Here is a 19,171-nt window from a genome sequence, read left to right on the forward strand (position 1 = left end):
TTTTGTAAAGTAGAAGAGTAAACTCATTCCATATCCAGTTACTAGAGTTTTTATCGGAGTTGTTATGAGTAAAGTCGTTGTTATTTCAGGCCATCCAAATTTGTCTGAATCATGGACCAATAAAGTTATCCTAAATACCTTGGAAGAACAGATAAAGAGTATAGATATCCGACGTTTGGATACTCTATATCCAAATTATCAGATCGATATTGAAGCAGAGCAAAAGGCGCTACTTGAGGCTGATATCGTGGTTCTTCAATTCCCATTTTACTGGTATTCCGTTCCGGCAATTATGAAAAAGTGGTTGGATGATGTGTTTGGATTTAACTTTGCATACGGACCAGAGGGAGACAAGCTAAAAGATAAGCACCTTATTCTCTCTCTGACCATAGGTGGGCCCGAGGAATCTTATGACCCGCTGGGTTATAACCACTTCGCTGTTGAGCAACTCTTGCATCCACTACAGCAAACGGGTTACCTCGCTGGTATGATTTACCAGTCGCCTGTTTACTCCTATCGCATGATTTACATCCCGAATGTATACAACACGCAACAAGCGGTTGAGAAGCGAGCTTTAGAGCATGCAGAAGAGTTAATCGCCAAAATAGACAGACTGGCTTACTCCACTGAAGCCCAATTTGAGTTGTTTGCAAAGCAGTGGTTTGATCGATTCGATCGTCTGCCAGAAGAGAGTAGCGAGTTCCTTCCATACATCTCAGAAGAGCTAGAGCTGTTGGACGCTGAAAACAGTTATCGTGGTAAGGCAGGTTTTACCGATTGGTATCAGTCAGTTCTAGCTGCATTTAAACCAGAAGTGACTCATCGTATTGAGCAGGTCGAAATAGAATCAGGATCTGATGATACGTATCTGGCGACGATACGCGTGAGAGTTCAAGGTGAACTGCAAAATGGAAATAACATCAATCAGCTGTTTAACCAAAACTGGACGGTTACTTTGAATGATGAGGGTGAGTTTCAGATTCATCGTTATTACGTAACGCCAGTCTAAAGGGCGCTGCTTGATGTCGCTAAATGGATATCACTGACAGTGATATCCAACCGATAAATGGGGAAGTGTTATGCTCTTGAACTCAAGAGTACACTTCCGCCCATAGTAATAAACAATCCACCAGTTAGCTTGGCTAAGCGTTGTTCGAAGTTATTTTCTATCAGCTTATTTCCGACCAAGGCGATCGTTTTTGCGTAACAGAGGTGTACAACGGCAACTATCACGCTGATAGAAGCGAACATAATGGCAAACTGTAAGTTGTAAGCTTTTTCGGTGTCCAGAAACTGGGGCAAGAAAGCGGAAAGAAATATTACGGTTTTGGGATTGCTGGCGGAAACGAAAAACGCCTCCCAAAACATTTGGCTACGTGTTTTGGTACTGCGCTCTTCACTTGATGTCGGGAGATGAGTTGGAGTTGAATGACGCAGAGCAAGTAGGTTTTTAATACCCAAATAAATCAGATACAAGCCTCCTAACACTTTTAGCACCACAAACCAGAAAGGAAGTTGTTGAAGTAGCTCTCCGACGCCAACCGCCACCAAAACAACGATTATCATCTGACACATTAAGTTACCGAGTATTGCGATGGTGGCGGAAGTCCAACCATATTGGACGCTATTTTTTAGCACCAGTAGTACGTTTGGCCCCGGAGATAAAGTCGTGACTAAGTAGGCCAAGCAAAACAACATCCATGTATCTATGCTCATTAACGATTCCTGTTTCCATATGAACTAATCCCACACTCTATCTCAATCAAGAGTTGGGAAGAAGGTTAAAGGGGGGAGTTCTTGGAATATAAAGATTTTTACAACGGCGCTCAATCTGTTGTAACGTTGACTATGTAAGCAGTCAGATACATATTGGTTGTCGCTCTTTTATTGCTTCTGTGCATCGCAAGGGTAAAGTTCACTCATCGATGCGGATGATCGGCAGAAGCTATACTTCGTAATAATAAAGATTGGCCTTAAAGTTGCTGTCCTAGTTTTTCAGCGGCAAATCAACGTCGAGGTGGGGATGAAAAAATGGATTTTGGTACTGTTGACGAGTTTGTTGGCAGCGGGTTGTACAGGTAAGTTTGTATACGACAATCTAGATTGGTTGGTGATTGACTACCTAGAAGATTTTGTCGAGTTGAACGACGAGCAAGAATTAGCTCTAAGCGATAAAATTGCGACATTAAGTTCTTGGCATCGAGAGCAAGAAGTTCCCAAATACGTTCAGCATATTGATCAGTTACTCAGAGTGGAACCCGCAAGTTTCTCATTGCAAGATTTAAAGTCTCAACAGACTCTGTTCCAGCAGCATGGACAACGCCTGCTTAACCAAATCGAGCCCAATATCTTTGATCTGGCTACCCTGCTGTCAGATGAGCAAACTGAAGAGCTGATGAATAGCATTCGCGTCCGTCATACTAAGTATAAAAAGAAGTATCAAAAGCTGGATGATGAGGAAATCCGTGAAAATTACGCCGAAAGAATTGAAGAGAGTTTTGAAAACTGGCTAGGTTCTCTAGAGAGAAGCCAAAAGCAGTTGGTGAGTGAGTGGACTAAGGAGCTATATATCACTTCGTATGATTGGATTGAACACCAAACCAAAATGCGTATAGAACTCAAAACGTTATTGGCGAAGCGCGCGAGTGCCTCGGTCTTTAACAAAAGCCTGCAACCACTGCTGTTTAACCCTACCAGTTTTTACAGCGATGAACTGAATCGCAAAGTTGAGCACAATAAAGCGGTTGGCGACCGCTATACTGTAGCGATTATTAATAGTATGACCGAAAAGCAAACGCGTCACTTTAGAGAAGAGTTACAAGATTGGCGTGACATCGCCGACGACCTTTTGTAATTACTCTTTGATGGGTATCTGAAACGAGAAGACGGCACCGCCAGTTAGGGTTAACTCGACATCTCTAATCAACTCGATTAAGTAGCCATCTTCGATTTCTAACCCCATCTCGGCACTTTTGGCAAATAAGCCTTCGATAGCGGCGGCATAAGCCGCATCGGAGACTAGATAGACCTCGCAACACAAGTAATGCCCTTCTGGTATGGCCTGATTGCCATGTTTTGCGTTTTCACAATTTTCGCCGACAAAGTAACGGATATCTTTCCACGCTTTCTCTAGATCACTAATTTTTGTCATGCTAACGACTTTCGTGACTTTTTTTCCGTATTTGATGCACAAGTCGTCCCAGCCAAGATCTGGTACTTTGTCGGTGTTAATCCAACGCTCCGGATACCAAATCACTTCGCAAGGCAGATCTTTAGCAAGCTTTCTTTCAACGGACATTCCTTGGCTAGGGTGTTCTAGCATCTCAAAAATTCGCGCCGTCTCCTCCGGTGTGCCTTCGGTATAAGTTTTGCGGATCTCTTTTGCCGTGACTCCAAGTTCTCGTTTTAGAGCTTTCGCCAAGGTTGAGACGAAGAAAAACCAGCTTCGTGAGCGATTTGCGTAACGGATTTACTGGAATCTACCAGACCGTCGACGGCGATTTGCAGACGCAGACGACTCAAATATCTTCCCGGTGTTTCGTGAAAAATCTCCGTGAATTGCCGATGGAAGTGAAAAGGCGAGATGGCCGCTTTTTCTGCTATTTGCTCCCAAGTAAGGCTGTCATACAACTGGTAGTGCATGATATCGATCGCTTTTGCGAAGCGCTGTTGCTGGTGTTTGGGTAGTGATTCTAACAATGCGTATTCAGGAACTAATACATAGGGTGAGGCAGGGGAGTGGCTCATCGCTATTATCCTTAAACTGGCGACACGGAAATTGTCTACCAGTTTAAAGAAAAATGAAAATTCTATCCAGTGCTTACGGCTTTGGTGTACGTTGTGCCCTCGGTTTTTTGCTGTTCCTTACTGGTTAGGTGTAAAAGAAGCGGAATCAATATCAAAGTGATCGAGGTTGCAAATAGTTCACCAAATACCAAAGAAACGGCGGCAGGTTTTAAGTATTGTGCCTGCTCTGAGGTTTCCAACAACAAGGGTAGTAGTCCACAAACTGTGGTAATGGTGGTTAGGAATATAGCTCTTAATCGGCTGGTCGCAGCTTTAATGACCGCTTTCTTTCGCTCCATTCCACTTCGGTAGTACTCATTAAAGCGAGTAATTAATACCAGAGAATCATTGACCACGATTCCAGCCATGGCCATCATGCCAAATAGAGAAAGTATGCTGATAGGCAGATCCATAAAGCCATGACCAAATATTGCTCCCGCGAAGCCGAAAGGAATAACGGCCATGATGATCAGGGGCTGCCAATAAGATTTAAGTGGAATAGCGAGTAAAATGTAAATCAGTAAAACGGTGAGGATCAGAGCTGATTTGAATCCACTTTGAACTTCCAACAACTCTTCATACTCTCCACCCGCTTGAGTTTTTACGCCCACATAGATGCTTTCCGCCTTCTCAATTGTCGGCAGCAGTTGGGTCAGTGTTTGCTCTGGACCTTGTATATCGCGATTCTGGCGCCAATAAATATTGACGACTTGCTCGCGGTTTCTGCGATATAGCACTTCTGGCTGTTGCTCCATGGTCAGGTAAGCAACGTCTTCCAACGGAACGGTCTTTCCACTTTTGAGCAATATGGGCGTTTGTTTTAACTGATCTAACGTTTGCCTGTCTGAATCTGCATAGCGCAGAACAATTTTGGTTTCCTGACCATTTTGCAACAGGCGATGCACTTCTCTTTGACCAAAGGCCTGTCCGGCTATCATAGCCACTTGATATTGGGTGAGCCCTAACTGTCGTCCATGCTCGTTTAATGTTAGGCGGATCTGGGGCTGTCCACCTTTTCCATCGTGATACACATCCGATACTCCCGGTAAACTGGTTAGATGATCGCCGATGTAGTCGGCAGCTAACACGGCGAGTTCACGGTCAGCGCCGGATACTGAAATCAAGGTTCCTCCTGCTGGCTCTTCAGAAGCGGTAAACTGAACAGAATATTGGCCCTCAATAAGACCGGTGTGTTCTCTCCATTCACTTAACAAAAGGTTGGCGGGAAGTTGATTAAGCGCTTCATTGCTGATTTCGGCGGTTACTTCAATACTGCCATATCCATCAGACCAGCCTAATAAGTTAGTCAGTAGCGGATCATCTAATTGATAGTCTTGGGACAGTTTTTCAGAAAGAGAAACTGCATTGGCTTCGATTTGTGCTAATGCCTTTGCCTGTAAAGGTATAGGAGCACCATCTTCTAACGCTACCCTTGCGGTAATGTAGCGCCCAGGTACTTCGGGAAAGATCGAACTCCTCACCGCACTGGTTGACCATAGTCCATAACCAAGCACAACAAAGGCCGCGAAGGTGATAAAACTGGCGCTGCGATACTTAATTGCCTTTTCTAATAGAGGGCCATAGAACTGATAAGTAAATCGCTGCAAGCTGTTTTGAGCTTTGCCTTGCACTCTTGAGATAAAGCCTTCTTTTTTGGCTTTGGGTTTAATGGCTGCTAGGTGTGCCGGCAAAATGAATTTACTTTCGATAAGAGAGAATACTAGTGCAAATATAACGACTGCCGAAAAACCAGCCAGAAGCTTAGCGAAATCGTTATTAATCCATAACATTGGCGAAAAAGCGGCTATGGTCGTAAACACACCAAATATGGTGGCGACCGAAACCCGATGCACGCCTTTCCACGCGGCTTCTTGGGGGGGGCTTATCTTCTGTTTTTGATCATAGATGCTTTCACCGACCACCACGGCATCATCGACCAATATCCCCAGTACTAAGATAAACCCAAACAGAGTGATATCGTTAATACTGTAGTTAAACAAATACATGGATACTAAACTGCCACAAAGAGAAACGGGTATTCCCACCGCCACCCAAAAAGCGAGCCTAAGTTCGAGAAATAGACCTAATAGAACAATGACTATCAGTAATCCTTGCCACGCGTTTTCTCCTAAACGGCCTAGTTGCTCTTTAATGTAAGGTGCCATATCAGCGATAGTGTCGAGTGCAATATCGTCGGGTAACAGGCGTCTCTGCTCTTGCAACACTTCTTCAATGGCTTCGCTAACTCTCAACAAGTTGTCTTTTTGGCTGGTGGATACCATAAGGGCAATCGCGGTTTTACCGTTGTTGCGAACGATGGCGCCCGAGGCTTCGTAGCTTCGAGTAATTTTAGCTAAGTCACTTACAGTGATTTTACCTTTTGGCCCGGCCACAACCTCTAGGTTGGATAGCTTAGTGAGATCATCGGCGTAACCGTCCCCCCTTAATGTGATACGACCATTTTGGTTTTTTAACTCGCCAGTTCTCGCCTCAAGTGACATCTGCTCTATTTTTTGGGCTAGGGTTTCTAAATCCATACCCAAGGAACGCAACTGCTCGATATCTGGAGTGACGGTGATGATTGGAGCTCTACTTCCCCAGTTTGAAACTTTAGATATCAACGGATGCCGCTTTAATGCGAGTTCAACCTGACGGGCGACGGGTTGTAACTCATTGTCATTTCTATCTCCTGATATGACTACAAACGAAGCCAAATTGGTGAAGGACTCTCTCGCAACTATGGGTTTTTCTGCCCTCGCGGGAAATCCCACTATGCCATTTACGCGATTGCGAACATCTTCAATCAACCGATCTAAATCTGCAGAAGTTGTTTTTCTTACCGTAACTATGGACATGGAATCGGAAGATGTACTTGTCACGCGTTTGATGCCTGACAAACCGCTAATGGCCTCTTCAATCCTTTGTGTGATGCTGCTATCAATCTGATTTGCAGTACCACCGGGGTAGCTTACGGTAATGGTTAGGCTTGATGGGGCAATTTGGGGGAATGACTCAACTCTGAGCTGCCCTAATTTTAGGAAACCAGCCACGAGAATCGCTGCCATCAGAAGGTTGGCGGCGACGGGGTTATCGATAAACCAACGGGATAACCAGCTCATTACCAAATCTCCTTATCGATAGGTTGTGGGTCTACCGACTGGCCAGCCAACATGGAAAGTAGCGGGTAAACAACGATTTTTCGTTCCTGCCAAGGGGCTTCGTTGAAAGAAACCCAGCTGTGTTTGACATCTTGCTCTAACAGCTTGATCGACTCGCGATAAATTTTGTTGTCCTCCTTTACAACCCATATTTGGCCGTCCCTTGTAATGGCGCTGTTGGGCACTTTTAGCGCGTGAGGAAGTTCGTTGAGTTTTACCACCACGGAAACCTGTTGATGGGGTAGTAGGCGGGGCTGCGATTCATAGGGCTTTTCGACAAACAAAACGATTTGCCTTTGTCTGGTATCTGAATCAGCTTGAGGTTGCACATATCTTAACTTGGCTGGCCAAGTTTGGTTGTGACTGTCCTTAACGGTAATCTCCGGTGAAGGTAGGCCTGCGATAACTTGCTGCCATTTAGATTCAGATATAGGGACTTGGATGTCGATACTATCGCTGGCGGCAACTTCAAATAGCGGCTGACTCTCTTCGACTTCTTGCCCCGGGCTTACAAAGCGTTCGAGTACGATAGCGTCAAATGGCGCTTCAACCTTTGCATCCGTTAAGCGCTTTTTTGCGCTGGTGAGAGCCTTTTGGTTTTGCATGACCTGCGCTTTGGAGGCAGCGATCTGTGGCTCTTTGCGAGCATATGCAGAGCTGTTTTTTCCTTTGAGCATCTTTAGCGCAACGGTTTGCTCATGTTGCTGTTTTTTTAAGTCTAACTGTGCCGATTGCAGCTCACTTTGCGCTTGTGCGTATCGATACTCTAGATGCGTTGTGTCTAGTTCCAACATGGTTTGATTTTTATCGACATAGGAACCTGGCTCAAGGCTGGTGTCCAAAGACTCAACTTTGGCGTTAGTTGGGGATTGTATTCGAGTTTTCCACCTCGGCTTTGTGGTTCCCGAAAAAGTGAGAACTGGTGCAAACGACGTAGGAATACCGCTTATGATACTTACTGGCATTAGGGCTTTTGGCCGCTTGGTTATCCTTGGTTCTATTGGCGAAAAGTAAAAAATTAGCGCGACCGCACCGCCAAATATTGAAATGGCAAACGCCAAAGAGAGTAAGCGTTTTTTGTTAACCATGGGATACCTCACCGTGTGTTAAATTGGTGGCGTTAGCGCCGTTTAATCTGTGTGTAATCTCTGTTAGACGAGAGAAGCTTTGCAATGTGATAGGCAATAGAATTGCGGCTTCTAAAAACTCTAAAGAGTAAGTGACGGAAGAGAAGATTTGACCGCTAGTAGGCGCGTCAAAATGGGTAACCAACCACAGGTTGACGATGACAAATGCAAAAAGCAGGGCGAAAATCAAACCGTAAACGATGGCCTCGGTGTCCGAAAGAAGAATCTCTCGTCGCTTAATTTTTTCTAAATGCTTCTTCACGCCCAGTAAACGGCCAAAGGCAAGGATGTTTACCTGTCGTTCCATTTGGTTGTTTAACGCGGTATTAAGGCGGACAAAATGCTGGTGGAATAGCCCGTAAATCATCAGCATTAGTACTCCAGCCGCTATGGCTGAAAGGGCCATCCAAAAGTGGAAGGTAGACAAAATGATGACAGACGCGATTAGCTGAATACTCGCCGTCATCATAGGTGGTAATTCGTGTTCTAAAAAATCGACGAGTTCACGCGACATAGAAAGTCGCGCGTTTAAGGATGAAACGGGCAAATGTGACAAGTTCTTATGGACTTGGGTGCCAACCTGAACCCGTATTGCGCCATAAGCTCGGGTATCGTACAGATGGCGTATTACTGAAAGTAGAACTAAGCAGCCAGCTAAAATGGTTAACTGATATAAGCTTGAGGCTTCACCCTCTAACAGCCCATCTATGGTCATGCCGAGCACAAGGGGAAGCATGACCATCATGGCGTTTTCTATGGCAACAAGCAGCCATGTGCACGCCACTTTTGCTTTGTGGCGCTTGAGTATTTCTTTAAGGCAAATTCGCTGGGAAAACTGACCCATAACAACTCCAAATTATTGCTTTCGGAATTATTATGAGTTTGGTGAATGCTAAAAAAGTGTCTAAGATTGCTGAGTGAAATAAACCACTAAGGTTTCACACTGAGCATTTCACTATATCCACCCGCATTGTGAATGTTATCGTATCCCGCATTTCTCAATATTTCATAAGCAACACCGGAGCGTCTGCCACTTCGACAATACAAAACCGTTTGTTTCGATTTATCTACTGTATTTAATCGCTGTTCTAACTCGGATAAAGGGATGTTTACAGCGCCTTCAAGGTGACCTGAGGCAAATTCTTCTGGTGTGCGAACATCAATCAGTAATGCGCCATCTTCTATCTGCACCCACCCAAGTTTTGCTCTGTCGCTCGCATGTGTTGAACCGATAGCTCCGATAAACAAAGCTGATATTAGGGCTGGTTTAATCCATTGTCTAAACATGAATGATTCCTTTGTTTGCATTCGGGGACCAACAAAAATTCAGTGTAAATCCGTTTTGCTGATTTTCCTATGGGGCGGTTAGCAAATATTCAATCGAACCAGTTTTTGTTTTTACTAGAGGGGAATTGTTAAATGAAAAAGGTTATCATCTGATAACTTTTTGTTTATTAAGCGTATGTATCATCGCGCTATGTAAGACAAACGACGATCTCGTACCAAGGAATAGAACATGCCAGAGCTAAAAACCGTAGGGCTATTTATTATTACTGCTATTGCGGAGATAGTAGGGTGCTACTTGCCCTATTTGTGGCTAAGAGAAGGTAAATCTATTTGGCTGTTGATCCCAGCGGCGATTAGTTTGGCGCTGTTTGCATGGCTGCTTACCCTACATCCCACCGCGGCAGGGCGTGTTTATGCCGCTTATGGTGGAGTCTATATTTTTGTCGCAATTCTGTGGTTGTGGTTGGTGGATGGACTCAAGCCTACTACGTGGGATTTAGTGGGCACATCCGTTGCACTTCTGGGTATGGCGATTATCATGTTCGCACCAAGAGGCGTGTAATTCGACCGCATTCCTCTATTAGCCTAAATACAAGTTGCTGCACTTTTTCACGATTTTGATGATGTTTTTCATCGTAGAGTCTGTCTCGTAACTAAAGTTGTAAAACAAGCTTACTCCGTTGTGGTAGCTTTTGGCTTTTTCTTCTAGGTTCAAGCGTTTAACCATTCCAAGCTTTTCATAGTGATTGCCGTCGAGAAGGTTTAAGACTGTCCAGCCTCGATGACCAAGCAGACGTACTGCGAGGTCGTTGTTACTGACCATTTGCAGCATTGGAGAAACTTTAACAACTTGCTTGTCCGTTAAAATCACATCTTCATTAACCCACTGCGGGTATCGAGCGAGGTCTCTGATGGTTACTGTTTCTAACTTTGCTAACTGGGAATCTGGGTGGGCATAGGCGGCCAATTGGCATGCGCCGATATTGATAATGCCTACCCGTTGATCGGGTAACAATCCAGAGAGTATAGGCAGTAAAGCCAAATGAGCTTCGTCATTTTCTAAAAGTTGTAGAGCATCGTTGCGATTTCGGTGTAACCAGTGCACAAGTAATGAAGGGTACTCCTTGGCAATTTCCGCATCCAGTAATGCTAGGAATTCGCTGGGGATCTGCACATCGTAGCAAATCTTAACTTCCATCAGGCTCATTCTGTATGCCGTAGAAGCGATATGCTGAAAGTCATCAGCTTGCTTAACCAAATGATTTGCTCGGGGAAACAGATATTCAGCAACCTGAGTCGGTACCGCCTTTTTACCCTGAATTTCGAACAGGGGTTTTCCCACTTCATCTTCTAGCGCGAGAACGAGTTCGCGCACTGTTGTCCGATCTTTACCAATAGAGCGACCAGCAGCACTATAGCTGCCTTTGTCAAAAACGGCTCGAAAAGCGTTGATCTGATCTAATGTAATCATTCTTTATCCAAATAATGAACGTGATTACCGTTCATTATGAATGTGATATGCAGTGATTTGAAGTCTATATTTGTGACCGAATCGAAATGTTTTGGAGATACAAAAATGAAAAAACTGGCTCTATCAACTCTAGGATTGATTTCGGGATTAGCCTACGGTGGCGCTATGGAAGCAATCCCAGCTACGAGTGAAGGTCAAGTGACTTTGATGAACTGGACTGAGCAGCCTTATAACCACTGGGCATTTCGCAATGCCGGAGTTCACCCTAGCTTGATGGTGCCAAGAGGCGGTGAAATCAGCCCGATTCCCTATGCATTAGATGAGAATTTGCCGACGCTGAGTTTCAAATACCAAGGTGAGGCCTACACGGTTAGAGATGCAATGACGGCAGATTCAACAGACGGTTACATCGTGATAAAAAATGGAAAGATCATAGCAGAAGAGTACTTCAACGGTATGACTGAGCGAGATCATCACTTATGGGCATCAAGTACAAAATCTGTAGTCGGTCAGGCGATGGGGCTGTTGGTCGAACAGGGTAAAGTGTCCGTTGATGATATGGTTCAAACCTATATTCCAGAACTCAAAAATACCCACTTTGGTAAGAGAACCGTGCGCGATGTACTGAATATGGTGTCGGCATTAGATTACTCAGAAGACTATGTAAACTTTACGCCGGGAGAAGTGAGCACTGAATACTTCCGCCGACTAGGTTTTGTGCCTGCTTTTGACATTATGGCTTCAGACCCCAAGAAAAGTGATATCCCAAGAAGCATTTTGGAGTTTTTACCAGAATTTGAAAAAAATCCTGACTTAGAGCCGAGGGATCGATTTGAGTATCACTCGCCAAACGTCGATATCGCGGGATGGATTATTTCACGAGTGTCGGGTCAGCCGCTGCAAACATTTGTTTCCGAAAACTTTTGGAGCAAGTTAGGCGCAGAGCACGATGCTTTTTTCATGGCCGATGTGGGGTACATGCCTATCGCTACTGGCGGGTTTAATACAACGCTTCGCGACTTTGCACGCGTTGGTTTGGCAATGGTTAACAATGGTCAGTACAACGGTGAGCAAATATTTCCAAAAAATTGGGTAAAAGACACCTTTAAGCTTACCGACAAAGAGCGGGAGCAAATGAGCAATAGCATTTACAAAGATCCACAATCCTCGGTATACGACGAGTGGCTGGAGGGCTACAAAAATTACTTGTGGGTGCATGACAGCAAAAAAGGGATAGCGACTTTCAGAGGCGTGTTCGGGCAGCACCTCTACATCAATCAGGAAAAGAATATTGTTATTGCCACTTTCTCTTCCGCCGAAAGTGCATCAAATGCAGCTAGAGAAACCAACAAGCCTCGTTTAGCAGCGTTCGAAGCCATAGCTAACCATTATTAAATCACTCCAATAGTAGCAGGCAGTCAAAAATGAAAAGAGGCTAAGGCCTCTTTTCACCGTTCAACATAGGATGCTTGATCTTGTTGTGGTCGAAAGTCGTATTAAATGGTGAACGCCAGAATTGGTATCAGCCTTAAGAGGAGACTCCCTATCGAGCCCAAACTGTAGGGACTCTTAAGATCACCCGTCGTGATTTAGCTAGATGTCTAGCAGGGTGTGGAGACACCACACCTTTTTTTTTTCACTTACTTTCAACTTCTCCTTAATTGAAAAAATAAATTGAGGCAGAGCAATCGTGGACACGTTTAATCCCATAGGGATACATATTCTTTAAACGACGAAGTGTCGTTTATGGAGAAAAATGTGATTAAAAATTCGTGGTTGATAATCAGTTCATTGCTACTCATTGGTGTCTTGGCTTCGAAGTCATCGGTGGCTAAAGAGATACAGTTTCTTCACAACGACCAGCTTGTCAGCGGTGAATTGCATCTACCTGAGAGAGAGTGGAAAGTTCGAGGTCTTGTCGTATTTGTGCACGGTGATGGTGAGATGACATCAAACGCTCATGACTACTATCCGTTAATTTGGGATCAGTTATTGAGGAATGGTTACGCAGTGATTAGCTGGGACAAGCCGGGAGTAGGTGGCTCTCAGGGGGACTGGTTAGAACAAACAATGACGGATCGCGCCTTAGAAGTTAAAGCGGCGATTAGTTTTGCAAAAAAACAACCTGCTCTAACTGATGCAAAAGTCATAGGTTTGGGCTTTAGCCAAGCTGGCTGGGTACTTCCTCAGTTGGCGGCAAACAAAGAGACATTGGATTTTTTAATCGGAGTGGGATTTGCGACCAATTGGGTCTCTCAAGGCGAGTACTACACGCGTCGCTATCAACAGATGCAAGGTGCTGACCAAGAAAGCATTTCTAACAGTCTTGCCGCTTATCACCAAGAAATCGACTTTTTAAGCTCAGAACCGAGTTTTGTCGAGTATCAAGGTGCCTATCCAGACGGGAATATGGACGCTAAGCGCTATAAGTTTGTTGTTAGCAACTTTCGTTCGGATGCGTCGAAGGACCATGAAAAGATTGCTGTTCCTACCCTGCTATTATGGGGGCAACAAGACAACAATGTCGATGCACTTAGTGAATTCGCGTATTGGAAACGGGCAAAGCCCCCCTTTGTTGACGTACACCTGTTGGAAAACGCTTCTCACGGGTTATTAAAAGCCGACCAATTTGGCGGTCAAAATCTGGGGGTTACGGACTGGTTTAAAATGATTTGGATGGGTGAAAGTGCTTTAACTCCAGAGTTTGTCCCGACATTACTTAAATGGTTGGACGATCAAAAACTCTAAAGCCAAGCCTTTAGCTAGCTTGGCTTTAGAGGATGTTAATCAATAAAGGTAAACGGCCCCGGAAAAAGATATCTGCTGTTTCACCGCAGGGTCGTAAGGCTTAGTGAAGTCATAGTAAAGCTCACTTGAATCTGTTGTTACTCCCGTCAGCGGACTTGATTCTGCGGAAGAACCTACAGCAATAGTGTTGCCCTCAGAACTCAAGCTAATGAAATCATTACTAAACCCATTTCCGTTTGATGGGAAAAGCAATGCGTGCTCTGATATTTGGTTAGCATTAAAATTGTATAGGTGTAATGAACCAGACTTGTTAGAGGTACTCTCGTTGAATTTGAGAACCTTAGTGTCTGAAGTTGAAGGAACATTACTACCCACGGCAAGCATATTATCGTTAATGGCTAAACTGATACCGAACCAGTCCGTTTGGCTTGAAGTTGGCGCTTTAATATAGGCCCATTGTGCCCAAGAATTACCTTGATTTTTAAATAGGTATACTGCACCTGAATCGCTTGTAATACTCGTTTCATTGATTTCACTTCTATCAGTGATAACACCTGACCTTGAGTTGTCTTCGTAAGGACTGCTAATGGCGAGAATGTTGCCGTTAGTGCTGAACGCGATAGAAGAACCAAAAGCATCTCCATCGCCGGGGTTTGAAGCCTTAACATAGGCCTGTTGTTGCCAACTTCCATTTTGGTTTTTAAATAAGTAAACCGCACCAGAAGAAAGTAACGTGCCTGCATCTACAGCTTCACTGCCATCGGTCAAGATCCCTTTTGCCGAATTGTCTTCACCTCTTGCAGCGACAGCAATGGTAGAAGCATCTGAACTTAACTCAACAACGCCTCCAAAACGGTCATTGGCATCTGTGTTTGAAGCCTTAATGTAAGCGGTCTGAGACCATTGACCTGATGGTTTACTAAAAACGTAAATGGCGCCTGAAGATGTAGATGTACCAGCGTCTGTAATCTCACTGCCGTCGGTAATTATACCTTTATACGCATTGTCTTCTTCTGGTGAACCTACAACCAAGGTTTGTCCATCAGCACTTAGGGATAGACTATTTGCACTACCAAATCCATCTGATGCATCAGTGTTTGATGGTTTAATATATGCGGTTTGATTCCATTTTCCATTGACTAAATCGAAAATATAAACGGCCCCTGAGTCTTGTGCATTTCCTGAGTCAGTTGTTTCACTACCATTGGTAATAATACCACGAGCAGCGTTATCGTCTCCTGGAGCACCAATAGCGAGAGTTTGACCGTTTGCGCTAATATCAATGCTAGAGCCAAACCAATCTTGTGCGTCAATAACCGAAGGTTTTATGTATGCAGTCTTTGACCATGTTCCTGCGGTATTCTTGAAAACATAAACTGCTCCAGCGGAAGCTAGGTCTCCTGAGTTATTTACTTCACTGCCGTTGGAGATTATTCCAGTAGCTGCGTTGTTCTCCCCAATTGCAGATACTGCCAATGTATTACCATCGGCGCTAAGCACACCATACTGGCCAAATCTATCTGAAGCACTAGGGTTTGAAGCTTTTACAAAACCTATCATTGCCGTAATTGCTTCTTTATTAGGAGTAAGTACATTCGAAGACACCACTTGACTGCCACGACGTGCTTGAACGAAGAACTCCGCGTCGGTCGCATTTAACAAACTTTCAAACTGCACTTTAGTCGTAAGCGTATCTGTTAATGTGTTTAGTGCTTTACAGTTATTTGGCTGAGACGTATCTTTTTGGCAAATGGTGTAACTAACGTTGGCTAGGTTGGCGGCAGAAGTCCAAGTAAACTCCATTTCCTTGATCTTTGTCTTACTTGCTTTTAGTTCAACTAGATTAAATGCTGTTAGATTCTTGTTTTGCGCACCATCATCTGAGCTACCATTACAACCTGATAGCAAAAACGAAGCTATAATACCTGCGCTTAGTGTGGTCAAATAAAACTTATTCATTTCTCTTCCTTTAATGAGAACACTTATAATTTCTAATTAGAAATAATTAGTTGAGTATAAGCATATTAATAACCAACTTTAAGTGGATTGTTTTGTATTTCATCACATATTAAACAGAACGATATCTTTATGATTTATTTACATTAAATATATTTAATGTATTGTTTTTTGGTTTGTTTTCTCACTTGTTTTTTGATAGGGACTTTTAAAGTCCCTATGTGTTAATAATGACTTGTATTTTACTTTTGGTTTTATCGTTGAAAAGTTTGCTTCTAATTTCTATTTAACCCTAAATTACGATATCGATATGAGTGTTTAAAATAGGACACAGGGAAAAATGTCGATGCACTTAGTGAATTCGCGTATTGGAAACGGACAAAGCCCCCCTTTGTTGACGTACACCTGTTGGAAAACGCTTCTCACGGGTTATTAAAAGCCGACCAATTTGGCGGTCAAAATCTGGGGGTTACGGACTGGTTTAAAATGATTTGGATGGGTGAAAGTGCTTTAACTCCAGAGTTTGTCCCGACATTACTTAAATGGTTGGACGATCAAAAACTCTAAAGCCAAGCCTTTAGCTAGCTTGGCTTCTAGAAAGGGCATTAGGCGGTCTTCAATTTGTTTAAAGCGCGTTTTACCGACATTTTTACAACGATCCGATGAAAAGGAATGATAAAACCAACATAAGCCCTAGCTAATCTTGTCTTCATATTCACAACACAAGCCATGGTATATCTTTTAGGGCCTGATTTGGTTAAAGAAATCCAAATACTCATATTGTGTTCGCTGGCGTGAGCAATGACCTCGTGATCGTTACACACTTCAATCGTGTGGAGTCCAAATTTTTCCCCTACCGCCAGCGAAAAATCTTGGGGTAGTTCGATGGGGTAAGTAGTAAAACCAAATGGTTTAACCATGTGGTTTCTGATAGTCATGGCACGTTTGACCAAAGGTGGTAGGTCGCAAAATATGTGTTGGTAAAGTGCTTGAGCTGTCATATCAGCAACTTCAAATTCGTATGCGTCACAAAAGTGGTCACCGTTGCGATTAAATGCAATGCTGCACTCTTCTGGAAATGGGATTTCTTCTACCATAAGGCCTCCTTCGCGGCTTTGAACATATCTGCTCTCACTTCACGTCCGCCAATTATGGCGAGTACGCCAATACCACCGGGAAACAATACCAGCGCGATCAAAGTAAGCATACATGCTGAAAATGCAAATATGATCGGATAGTAAAACAGCTTTTGAATAAACCTTAGCAGGGGGTTTTGACTGACTAACGGTAATTGCATAATGTCTCTCTGTACATTTAAATTGAGCGTGCTCATTTTTATAATTGAGCGCGCTCAATTTGTCAATGCTTGAGTGTTAAGATGGCTAAATGTATGATGACTCGCATCAATATGGGACGGTGAAAAATGAACAAGCGTCAGCTTACCAGACAAAAAATTCTCGATACTGCGTGGCAGCTGTTTGCTGAGCAGGGGTACGAAGTGACGACGACAAGACAAATCGCAAGAGCTGCGCGAGTTGCTGACGGAACCGTGTTTAGTCATTTTCCTTCTAAGTTGGACATGCTTCGCGAAGGGGTAAGTCACCAAGTTAATGATCTCGCAAAAAAAATAGATGTTTCAGAACAAGGTGGCTTGCTGGATATCGGTATGGCTTTTGCTGATGTTTACTACAGATATTATTTTGATAACGTGGATCTATCGCGCGCGTTATTGAAAGAAGTGTTGTGGGATATGGACTATTACCAGAAGTTTAATCACGCGCTCTTTTCAAATCTGCGCGATTCGGAGCAGATTAAAGAGATTGTTCCTCTCATCCTAGACGCATATTTTATGACTCTGGTATTTCACTTAAGCAAACCTCAGCCCAGTGCCGAAGAAGCGTTAAAGGCATTGGAAAGTAAATACCGCGTATTGCTACAGGGCTAAATTTCCAATGCCAAGTTGCGTCTTATAGCTTGGCGATTAGCTCTGCTCGTGCCTTTTCACGGCTAGCTTGGGCAACTTCTTCGCCCATGGCTAGCGATTCAGAATAAACAAATTCCACGTCTGTTAGACCAAAGAACCATAGCACGGTTTTAAGGTAACCAGTCACGTGTTCTTTGTCTGTACCTTGGTAGCTTCCGCCGCGCGTTGTTACAACAACCACTTTTTTGTTTTCTATTAAACCTTTTGGTCCCTGTTCAGTATAGGAAAATGTAACACCGGCACGAGCCATAATATCGAACCAGTTTTTCAACTGAGTAGGAACCATGAAGTTGTACATGGGGGCACCAATCAGCACGGTATCGGCTTGTTTCAGTTCTTCCACCAAATTATTTGATAGATCGAGAATATCTTGTAGTTCATCAGATAGATCTTCACCACCACCAATTGCCGTTAGTGCTTTTGCGTTTAATACTGGGATAGGGTCAGTTGCTAAATCACGAACAGTAACGTCATTTCTTCCTTCAATAGCATGGTTTATCAGTTGGTTAGACTGTGAGTGCTCGCCGAGAATACTAGATTTGATAACGAGTAGTTTTGACATAATGAATTTCCTTAATTCTACTTTAAGCCATGTTACTGGCTGGCTTTGATTGTTTGAAAGCCAGTTTAGGGGCAAACATTCATCTGGATAATAGGAGAACTCTGTCTGTCTCGTTCAAAAATTTCGAATAAGTGGTTATTGCGAAAAATGTTTCGTTGTAGGTTTTATTCTTAGACTGAAAGGTGCTCGGCTTGTAAACAAAGCAAATAAAGAGCAAGCTATTTTAACTATCTACCGATTTGATCCGCGTTTAGTATTTTTATAGGGAAAACAATTAATGAGTGAGCTTTTTGTTGCTGAAGATGGTCGTCCACGTTGTCGTTGGTGTGGCGGCGCGCCAGAATTTGTCGGCTACCACGATAATGAGTGGGGGTTCCCTGTCGACAATGATCAACGACTGTTTGAGAAGATATGTCTAGAGAGTTTTCAGTCAGGTTTAAGTTGGCGAACGATATTGGCCAAGCGGGAGAACTTGAGGGCAGCATTTTGTGGTTTTGATTTTTTCCAACTGGTGAACTTCGATGAATCTGATGTTGAAAGACTGCTACTGGACAAAGGTATCATCCGCCACCGAGGCAAAATAGAAGCAGTACTCAACAACGCTAAACGAGCAGTAGAAATGGTTGAGGAGTGCGGCTCACTCGCGGGATTCTTTTGGAGCTTTGAGCCGAAAACGGATTACCCCGATCCACAAACCAGAACAACGTCTGAAGAAGCAAAGGCACTTGCCAAAGTCCTTAAGAAAAGAGGTTGGAAGTTTGTTGGTCCAACAACTGCATTTGCGTTTATGCAAGCTATGGGGTTGATTAACGACCACAGTTTGCAATGCGTCACCAGAGAGAAAGCGGCGTTGGCCCGTCGTCAATTTGCCAAGCCCGAGCTTAGATAACTACTTTACTTGTGAGATACGCGGTTTTAACTCGGATTTTAAGTTGTTGGCATAAGTTGTTTTGCTATACTGGCGGTGGCTCGACTCTGAGCCACCGGCTCGCGGAAAGCACAAAGTGCAAGAGTGGTTTTCCTGCCTTCATTTGATGAGGGATTAAACGCTATTTACCTTTTTCTGAAAGCGAGCGCAGAGACAATAAAAAG

At 43.7% G+C, this 19,171-nt stretch carries 20 protein-coding genes; 8 read left to right on the plus strand and 12 right to left on the minus strand.

Translation table 11 applies throughout. From position 1 onward, the window contains the following. Window positions 1-64 precede the first annotated feature (64 nt). Window positions 65-1,009, plus strand: coding sequence for an NAD(P)H-dependent oxidoreductase (locus BLO31_RS10400; RefSeq protein ID WP_070965670.1), 945 nt, complete (start codon window positions 65-67; stop codon window positions 1,007-1,009). 68 nt (window positions 1,010-1,077) lie between these two features. On the opposite strand, the gene BLO31_RS10405 is transcribed toward BLO31_RS10400, so the two are convergent. Further along, window positions 1,078-1,716, minus strand: a complete 639-nt coding sequence (locus BLO31_RS10405; RefSeq protein WP_070965673.1) for a LysE family translocator — start codon at window positions 1,714-1,716, stop codon at window positions 1,078-1,080. A 307-nt stretch (window positions 1,717-2,023) separates the two neighbouring features. On the opposite strand from BLO31_RS10405, the gene BLO31_RS10410 reads away from it, so the two are divergent. Next, the gene (locus BLO31_RS10410; protein ID WP_070965676.1) at window positions 2,024-2,854 is read left to right on the plus strand and encodes a DUF6279 family lipoprotein; all 831 of its coding nucleotides are present in this window, start codon (window positions 2,024-2,026) and stop codon (window positions 2,852-2,854) included. Here the strand turns inward: BLO31_RS10410 and BLO31_RS24460 are convergent, their stop codons facing one another. From BLO31_RS24460 to BLO31_RS10435, 6 genes are all read right to left on the minus strand, one after another. Further along, complete coding sequence (locus tag BLO31_RS24460) at window positions 2,855-3,421, minus strand: hypothetical protein (protein ID WP_245688467.1); 567 nt, start codon at window positions 3,419-3,421, stop codon at window positions 2,855-2,857. Further along, the gene (locus BLO31_RS24465) at window positions 3,406-3,747 is read right to left on the minus strand and encodes a helix-turn-helix domain-containing protein (RefSeq protein WP_245688468.1); all 342 of its coding nucleotides are present in this window, start codon (window positions 3,745-3,747) and stop codon (window positions 3,406-3,408) included. Before BLO31_RS24465 ends, BLO31_RS24460 begins: the two co-directional genes overlap by 16 nt. 62 nt (window positions 3,748-3,809) lie before the next feature. After that, window positions 3,810-6,905, minus strand: coding sequence for an efflux RND transporter permease subunit (locus BLO31_RS10420; protein WP_070965681.1), 3,096 nt, complete (start codon window positions 6,903-6,905; stop codon window positions 3,810-3,812). Continuing rightward, the gene (locus BLO31_RS10425; protein ID WP_070965686.1) at window positions 6,905-8,032 is read right to left on the minus strand and encodes an efflux RND transporter periplasmic adaptor subunit; all 1,128 of its coding nucleotides are present in this window, start codon (window positions 8,030-8,032) and stop codon (window positions 6,905-6,907) included. Before BLO31_RS10425 ends, BLO31_RS10420 begins: the two co-directional genes overlap by 1 nt. Next, window positions 8,025-8,915 carry an ABC transporter six-transmembrane domain-containing protein gene (locus tag BLO31_RS10430; RefSeq protein ID WP_070965691.1) on the minus strand — a complete coding sequence of 297 codons (891 nt, stop codon included), beginning with the start codon at window positions 8,913-8,915 and terminating at the stop codon, window positions 8,025-8,027. Before BLO31_RS10430 ends, BLO31_RS10425 begins: the two co-directional genes overlap by 8 nt. A gap of 86 nt (window positions 8,916-9,001) precedes the next feature. After that, a complete protein-coding gene (locus tag BLO31_RS10435; RefSeq protein ID WP_070965694.1) occupies window positions 9,002-9,358 on the minus strand; it encodes a rhodanese-like domain-containing protein in 357 nt (118 codons plus the stop codon). A gap of 229 nt (window positions 9,359-9,587) precedes the next feature. Between BLO31_RS10435 and BLO31_RS10440 the strand changes: the two genes are divergently transcribed. After that, entirely contained in the window at window positions 9,588-9,920 is a 333-nt protein-coding gene (locus BLO31_RS10440; RefSeq protein WP_070965697.1) for a YnfA family protein, read from the plus strand. A gap of 18 nt (window positions 9,921-9,938) precedes the next feature. Here BLO31_RS10440 and BLO31_RS10445 read toward each other — a convergent pair whose 3' ends face one another. Next, entirely contained in the window at window positions 9,939-10,829 is an 891-nt protein-coding gene (locus BLO31_RS10445; protein ID WP_070965700.1) for a LysR family transcriptional regulator, read from the minus strand. A 105-nt stretch (window positions 10,830-10,934) separates the two neighbouring features. Here BLO31_RS10445 and BLO31_RS10450 point away from each other — a divergent pair, with 105 nt between their 5' ends. Next, complete coding sequence (locus BLO31_RS10450; RefSeq protein ID WP_070965703.1) at window positions 10,935-12,224, plus strand: serine hydrolase domain-containing protein; 1,290 nt, start codon at window positions 10,935-10,937, stop codon at window positions 12,222-12,224. Window positions 12,225-12,587: 363 nt separating this feature from the next. Further along, window positions 12,588-13,577 (plus strand): alpha/beta hydrolase family protein, encoded by a 990-nt coding sequence (locus tag BLO31_RS10455; RefSeq protein WP_070965706.1) that lies wholly within the window; start codon window positions 12,588-12,590, stop codon window positions 13,575-13,577. Window positions 13,578-13,616: 39 nt separating this feature from the next. Here the strand turns inward: BLO31_RS10455 and BLO31_RS10460 are convergent, their stop codons facing one another. Next, the gene (locus BLO31_RS10460; RefSeq protein WP_084659765.1) at window positions 13,617-15,536 is read right to left on the minus strand and encodes an FG-GAP repeat protein; all 1,920 of its coding nucleotides are present in this window, start codon (window positions 15,534-15,536) and stop codon (window positions 13,617-13,619) included. Window positions 15,537-15,941: 405 nt separating this feature from the next. Between BLO31_RS10460 and BLO31_RS23825 the strand changes: the two genes are divergently transcribed. Then, window positions 15,942-16,100 (plus strand): hypothetical protein, encoded by a 159-nt coding sequence (locus BLO31_RS23825; protein ID WP_175443207.1) that lies wholly within the window; start codon window positions 15,942-15,944, stop codon window positions 16,098-16,100. A 38-nt stretch (window positions 16,101-16,138) separates the two neighbouring features. On the opposite strand, the gene BLO31_RS10465 is transcribed toward BLO31_RS23825, so the two are convergent. After that, window positions 16,139-16,630, minus strand: a complete 492-nt coding sequence (locus tag BLO31_RS10465) for a DUF2867 domain-containing protein (RefSeq protein ID WP_070965710.1) — start codon at window positions 16,628-16,630, stop codon at window positions 16,139-16,141. After that, entirely contained in the window at window positions 16,624-16,830 is a 207-nt protein-coding gene (locus BLO31_RS10470) for a hypothetical protein (protein WP_070965714.1), read from the minus strand. The genes BLO31_RS10465 and BLO31_RS10470 overlap by 7 nt, the downstream gene beginning before the upstream one ends. Window positions 16,831-16,956: 126 nt before the next feature. On the opposite strand from BLO31_RS10470, the gene BLO31_RS10475 reads away from it, so the two are divergent. Further along, on the plus strand, window positions 16,957-17,478 hold the full coding sequence (locus tag BLO31_RS10475) for a TetR/AcrR family transcriptional regulator (RefSeq protein ID WP_070965718.1): 522 nt from the start codon (window positions 16,957-16,959) through the stop codon (window positions 17,476-17,478). A 22-nt stretch (window positions 17,479-17,500) separates the two neighbouring features. Here the strand turns inward: BLO31_RS10475 and BLO31_RS10480 are convergent, their stop codons facing one another. Further along, window positions 17,501-18,079: an FMN-dependent NADH-azoreductase gene (locus BLO31_RS10480; protein ID WP_070965721.1), complete on the minus strand. Its 579-nt coding sequence runs from the start codon at window positions 18,077-18,079 to the stop codon at window positions 17,501-17,503. Window positions 18,080-18,356: 277 nt separating this feature from the next. Between BLO31_RS10480 and BLO31_RS10485 the strand changes: the two genes are divergently transcribed. Next, the gene (locus BLO31_RS10485; protein ID WP_070965725.1) at window positions 18,357-18,968 is read left to right on the plus strand and encodes a DNA-3-methyladenine glycosylase I; all 612 of its coding nucleotides are present in this window, start codon (window positions 18,357-18,359) and stop codon (window positions 18,966-18,968) included. Window positions 18,969-19,171: the final 203 nt, after the last annotated feature.

This window comes from Vibrio sonorensis, from assembly GCF_001854765.1.
GTDB classification, from domain to species: domain Bacteria; phylum Pseudomonadota; class Gammaproteobacteria; order Enterobacterales; family Vibrionaceae; genus Vibrio; species Vibrio sonorensis.

Excerpts from the sequence above, each read along its gene's own strand:
- BLO31_RS10475 (WP_070965718.1), top strand. The coding sequence starts at position 16,957 with ATGAACAAGCGTCAGCTTACCAGACAAAAAATTCTCGATACTGCGTGG.
- BLO31_RS10470 (WP_070965714.1), bottom strand. The coding sequence starts at position 16,830 with ATGCAATTACCGTTAGTCAGTCAAAACCCCCTGCTAAGGTTTATTCAA.
- BLO31_RS10460 (WP_084659765.1), bottom strand. The coding sequence starts at position 15,536 with ATGAATAAGTTTTATTTGACCACACTAAGCGCAGGTATTATAGCTTCG.
- BLO31_RS10430 (WP_070965691.1), bottom strand. The coding sequence starts at position 8,915 with ATGGGTCAGTTTTCCCAGCGAATTTGCCTTAAAGAAATACTCAAGCGC.
- BLO31_RS10400 (WP_070965670.1), top strand. The coding sequence starts at position 65 with ATGAGTAAAGTCGTTGTTATTTCAGGCCATCCAAATTTGTCTGAATCA.
- BLO31_RS10450 (WP_070965703.1), top strand. The coding sequence starts at position 10,935 with ATGAAAAAACTGGCTCTATCAACTCTAGGATTGATTTCGGGATTAGCC.
- BLO31_RS10465 (WP_070965710.1), bottom strand. The coding sequence starts at position 16,630 with ATGGTAGAAGAAATCCCATTTCCAGAAGAGTGCAGCATTGCATTTAAT.
- BLO31_RS10480 (WP_070965721.1), bottom strand. The coding sequence starts at position 18,079 with ATGTCAAAACTACTCGTTATCAAATCTAGTATTCTCGGCGAGCACTCA.
- BLO31_RS10405 (WP_070965673.1), bottom strand. The coding sequence starts at position 1,716 with ATGAGCATAGATACATGGATGTTGTTTTGCTTGGCCTACTTAGTCACG.
- BLO31_RS10440 (WP_070965697.1), top strand. The coding sequence starts at position 9,588 with ATGCCAGAGCTAAAAACCGTAGGGCTATTTATTATTACTGCTATTGCG.
- BLO31_RS10425 (WP_070965686.1), bottom strand. The coding sequence starts at position 8,032 with ATGGTTAACAAAAAACGCTTACTCTCTTTGGCGTTTGCCATTTCAATA.
- BLO31_RS10485 (WP_070965725.1), top strand. The coding sequence starts at position 18,357 with ATGAGTGAGCTTTTTGTTGCTGAAGATGGTCGTCCACGTTGTCGTTGG.
- BLO31_RS24465 (WP_245688468.1), bottom strand. The coding sequence starts at position 3,747 with ATGAGCCACTCCCCTGCCTCACCCTATGTATTAGTTCCTGAATACGCA.
- BLO31_RS10435 (WP_070965694.1), bottom strand. The coding sequence starts at position 9,358 with ATGTTTAGACAATGGATTAAACCAGCCCTAATATCAGCTTTGTTTATC.
- BLO31_RS10445 (WP_070965700.1), bottom strand. The coding sequence starts at position 10,829 with ATGATTACATTAGATCAGATCAACGCTTTTCGAGCCGTTTTTGACAAA.
- BLO31_RS10410 (WP_070965676.1), top strand. The coding sequence starts at position 2,024 with ATGAAAAAATGGATTTTGGTACTGTTGACGAGTTTGTTGGCAGCGGGT.
- BLO31_RS10420 (WP_070965681.1), bottom strand. The coding sequence starts at position 6,905 with ATGAGCTGGTTATCCCGTTGGTTTATCGATAACCCCGTCGCCGCCAAC.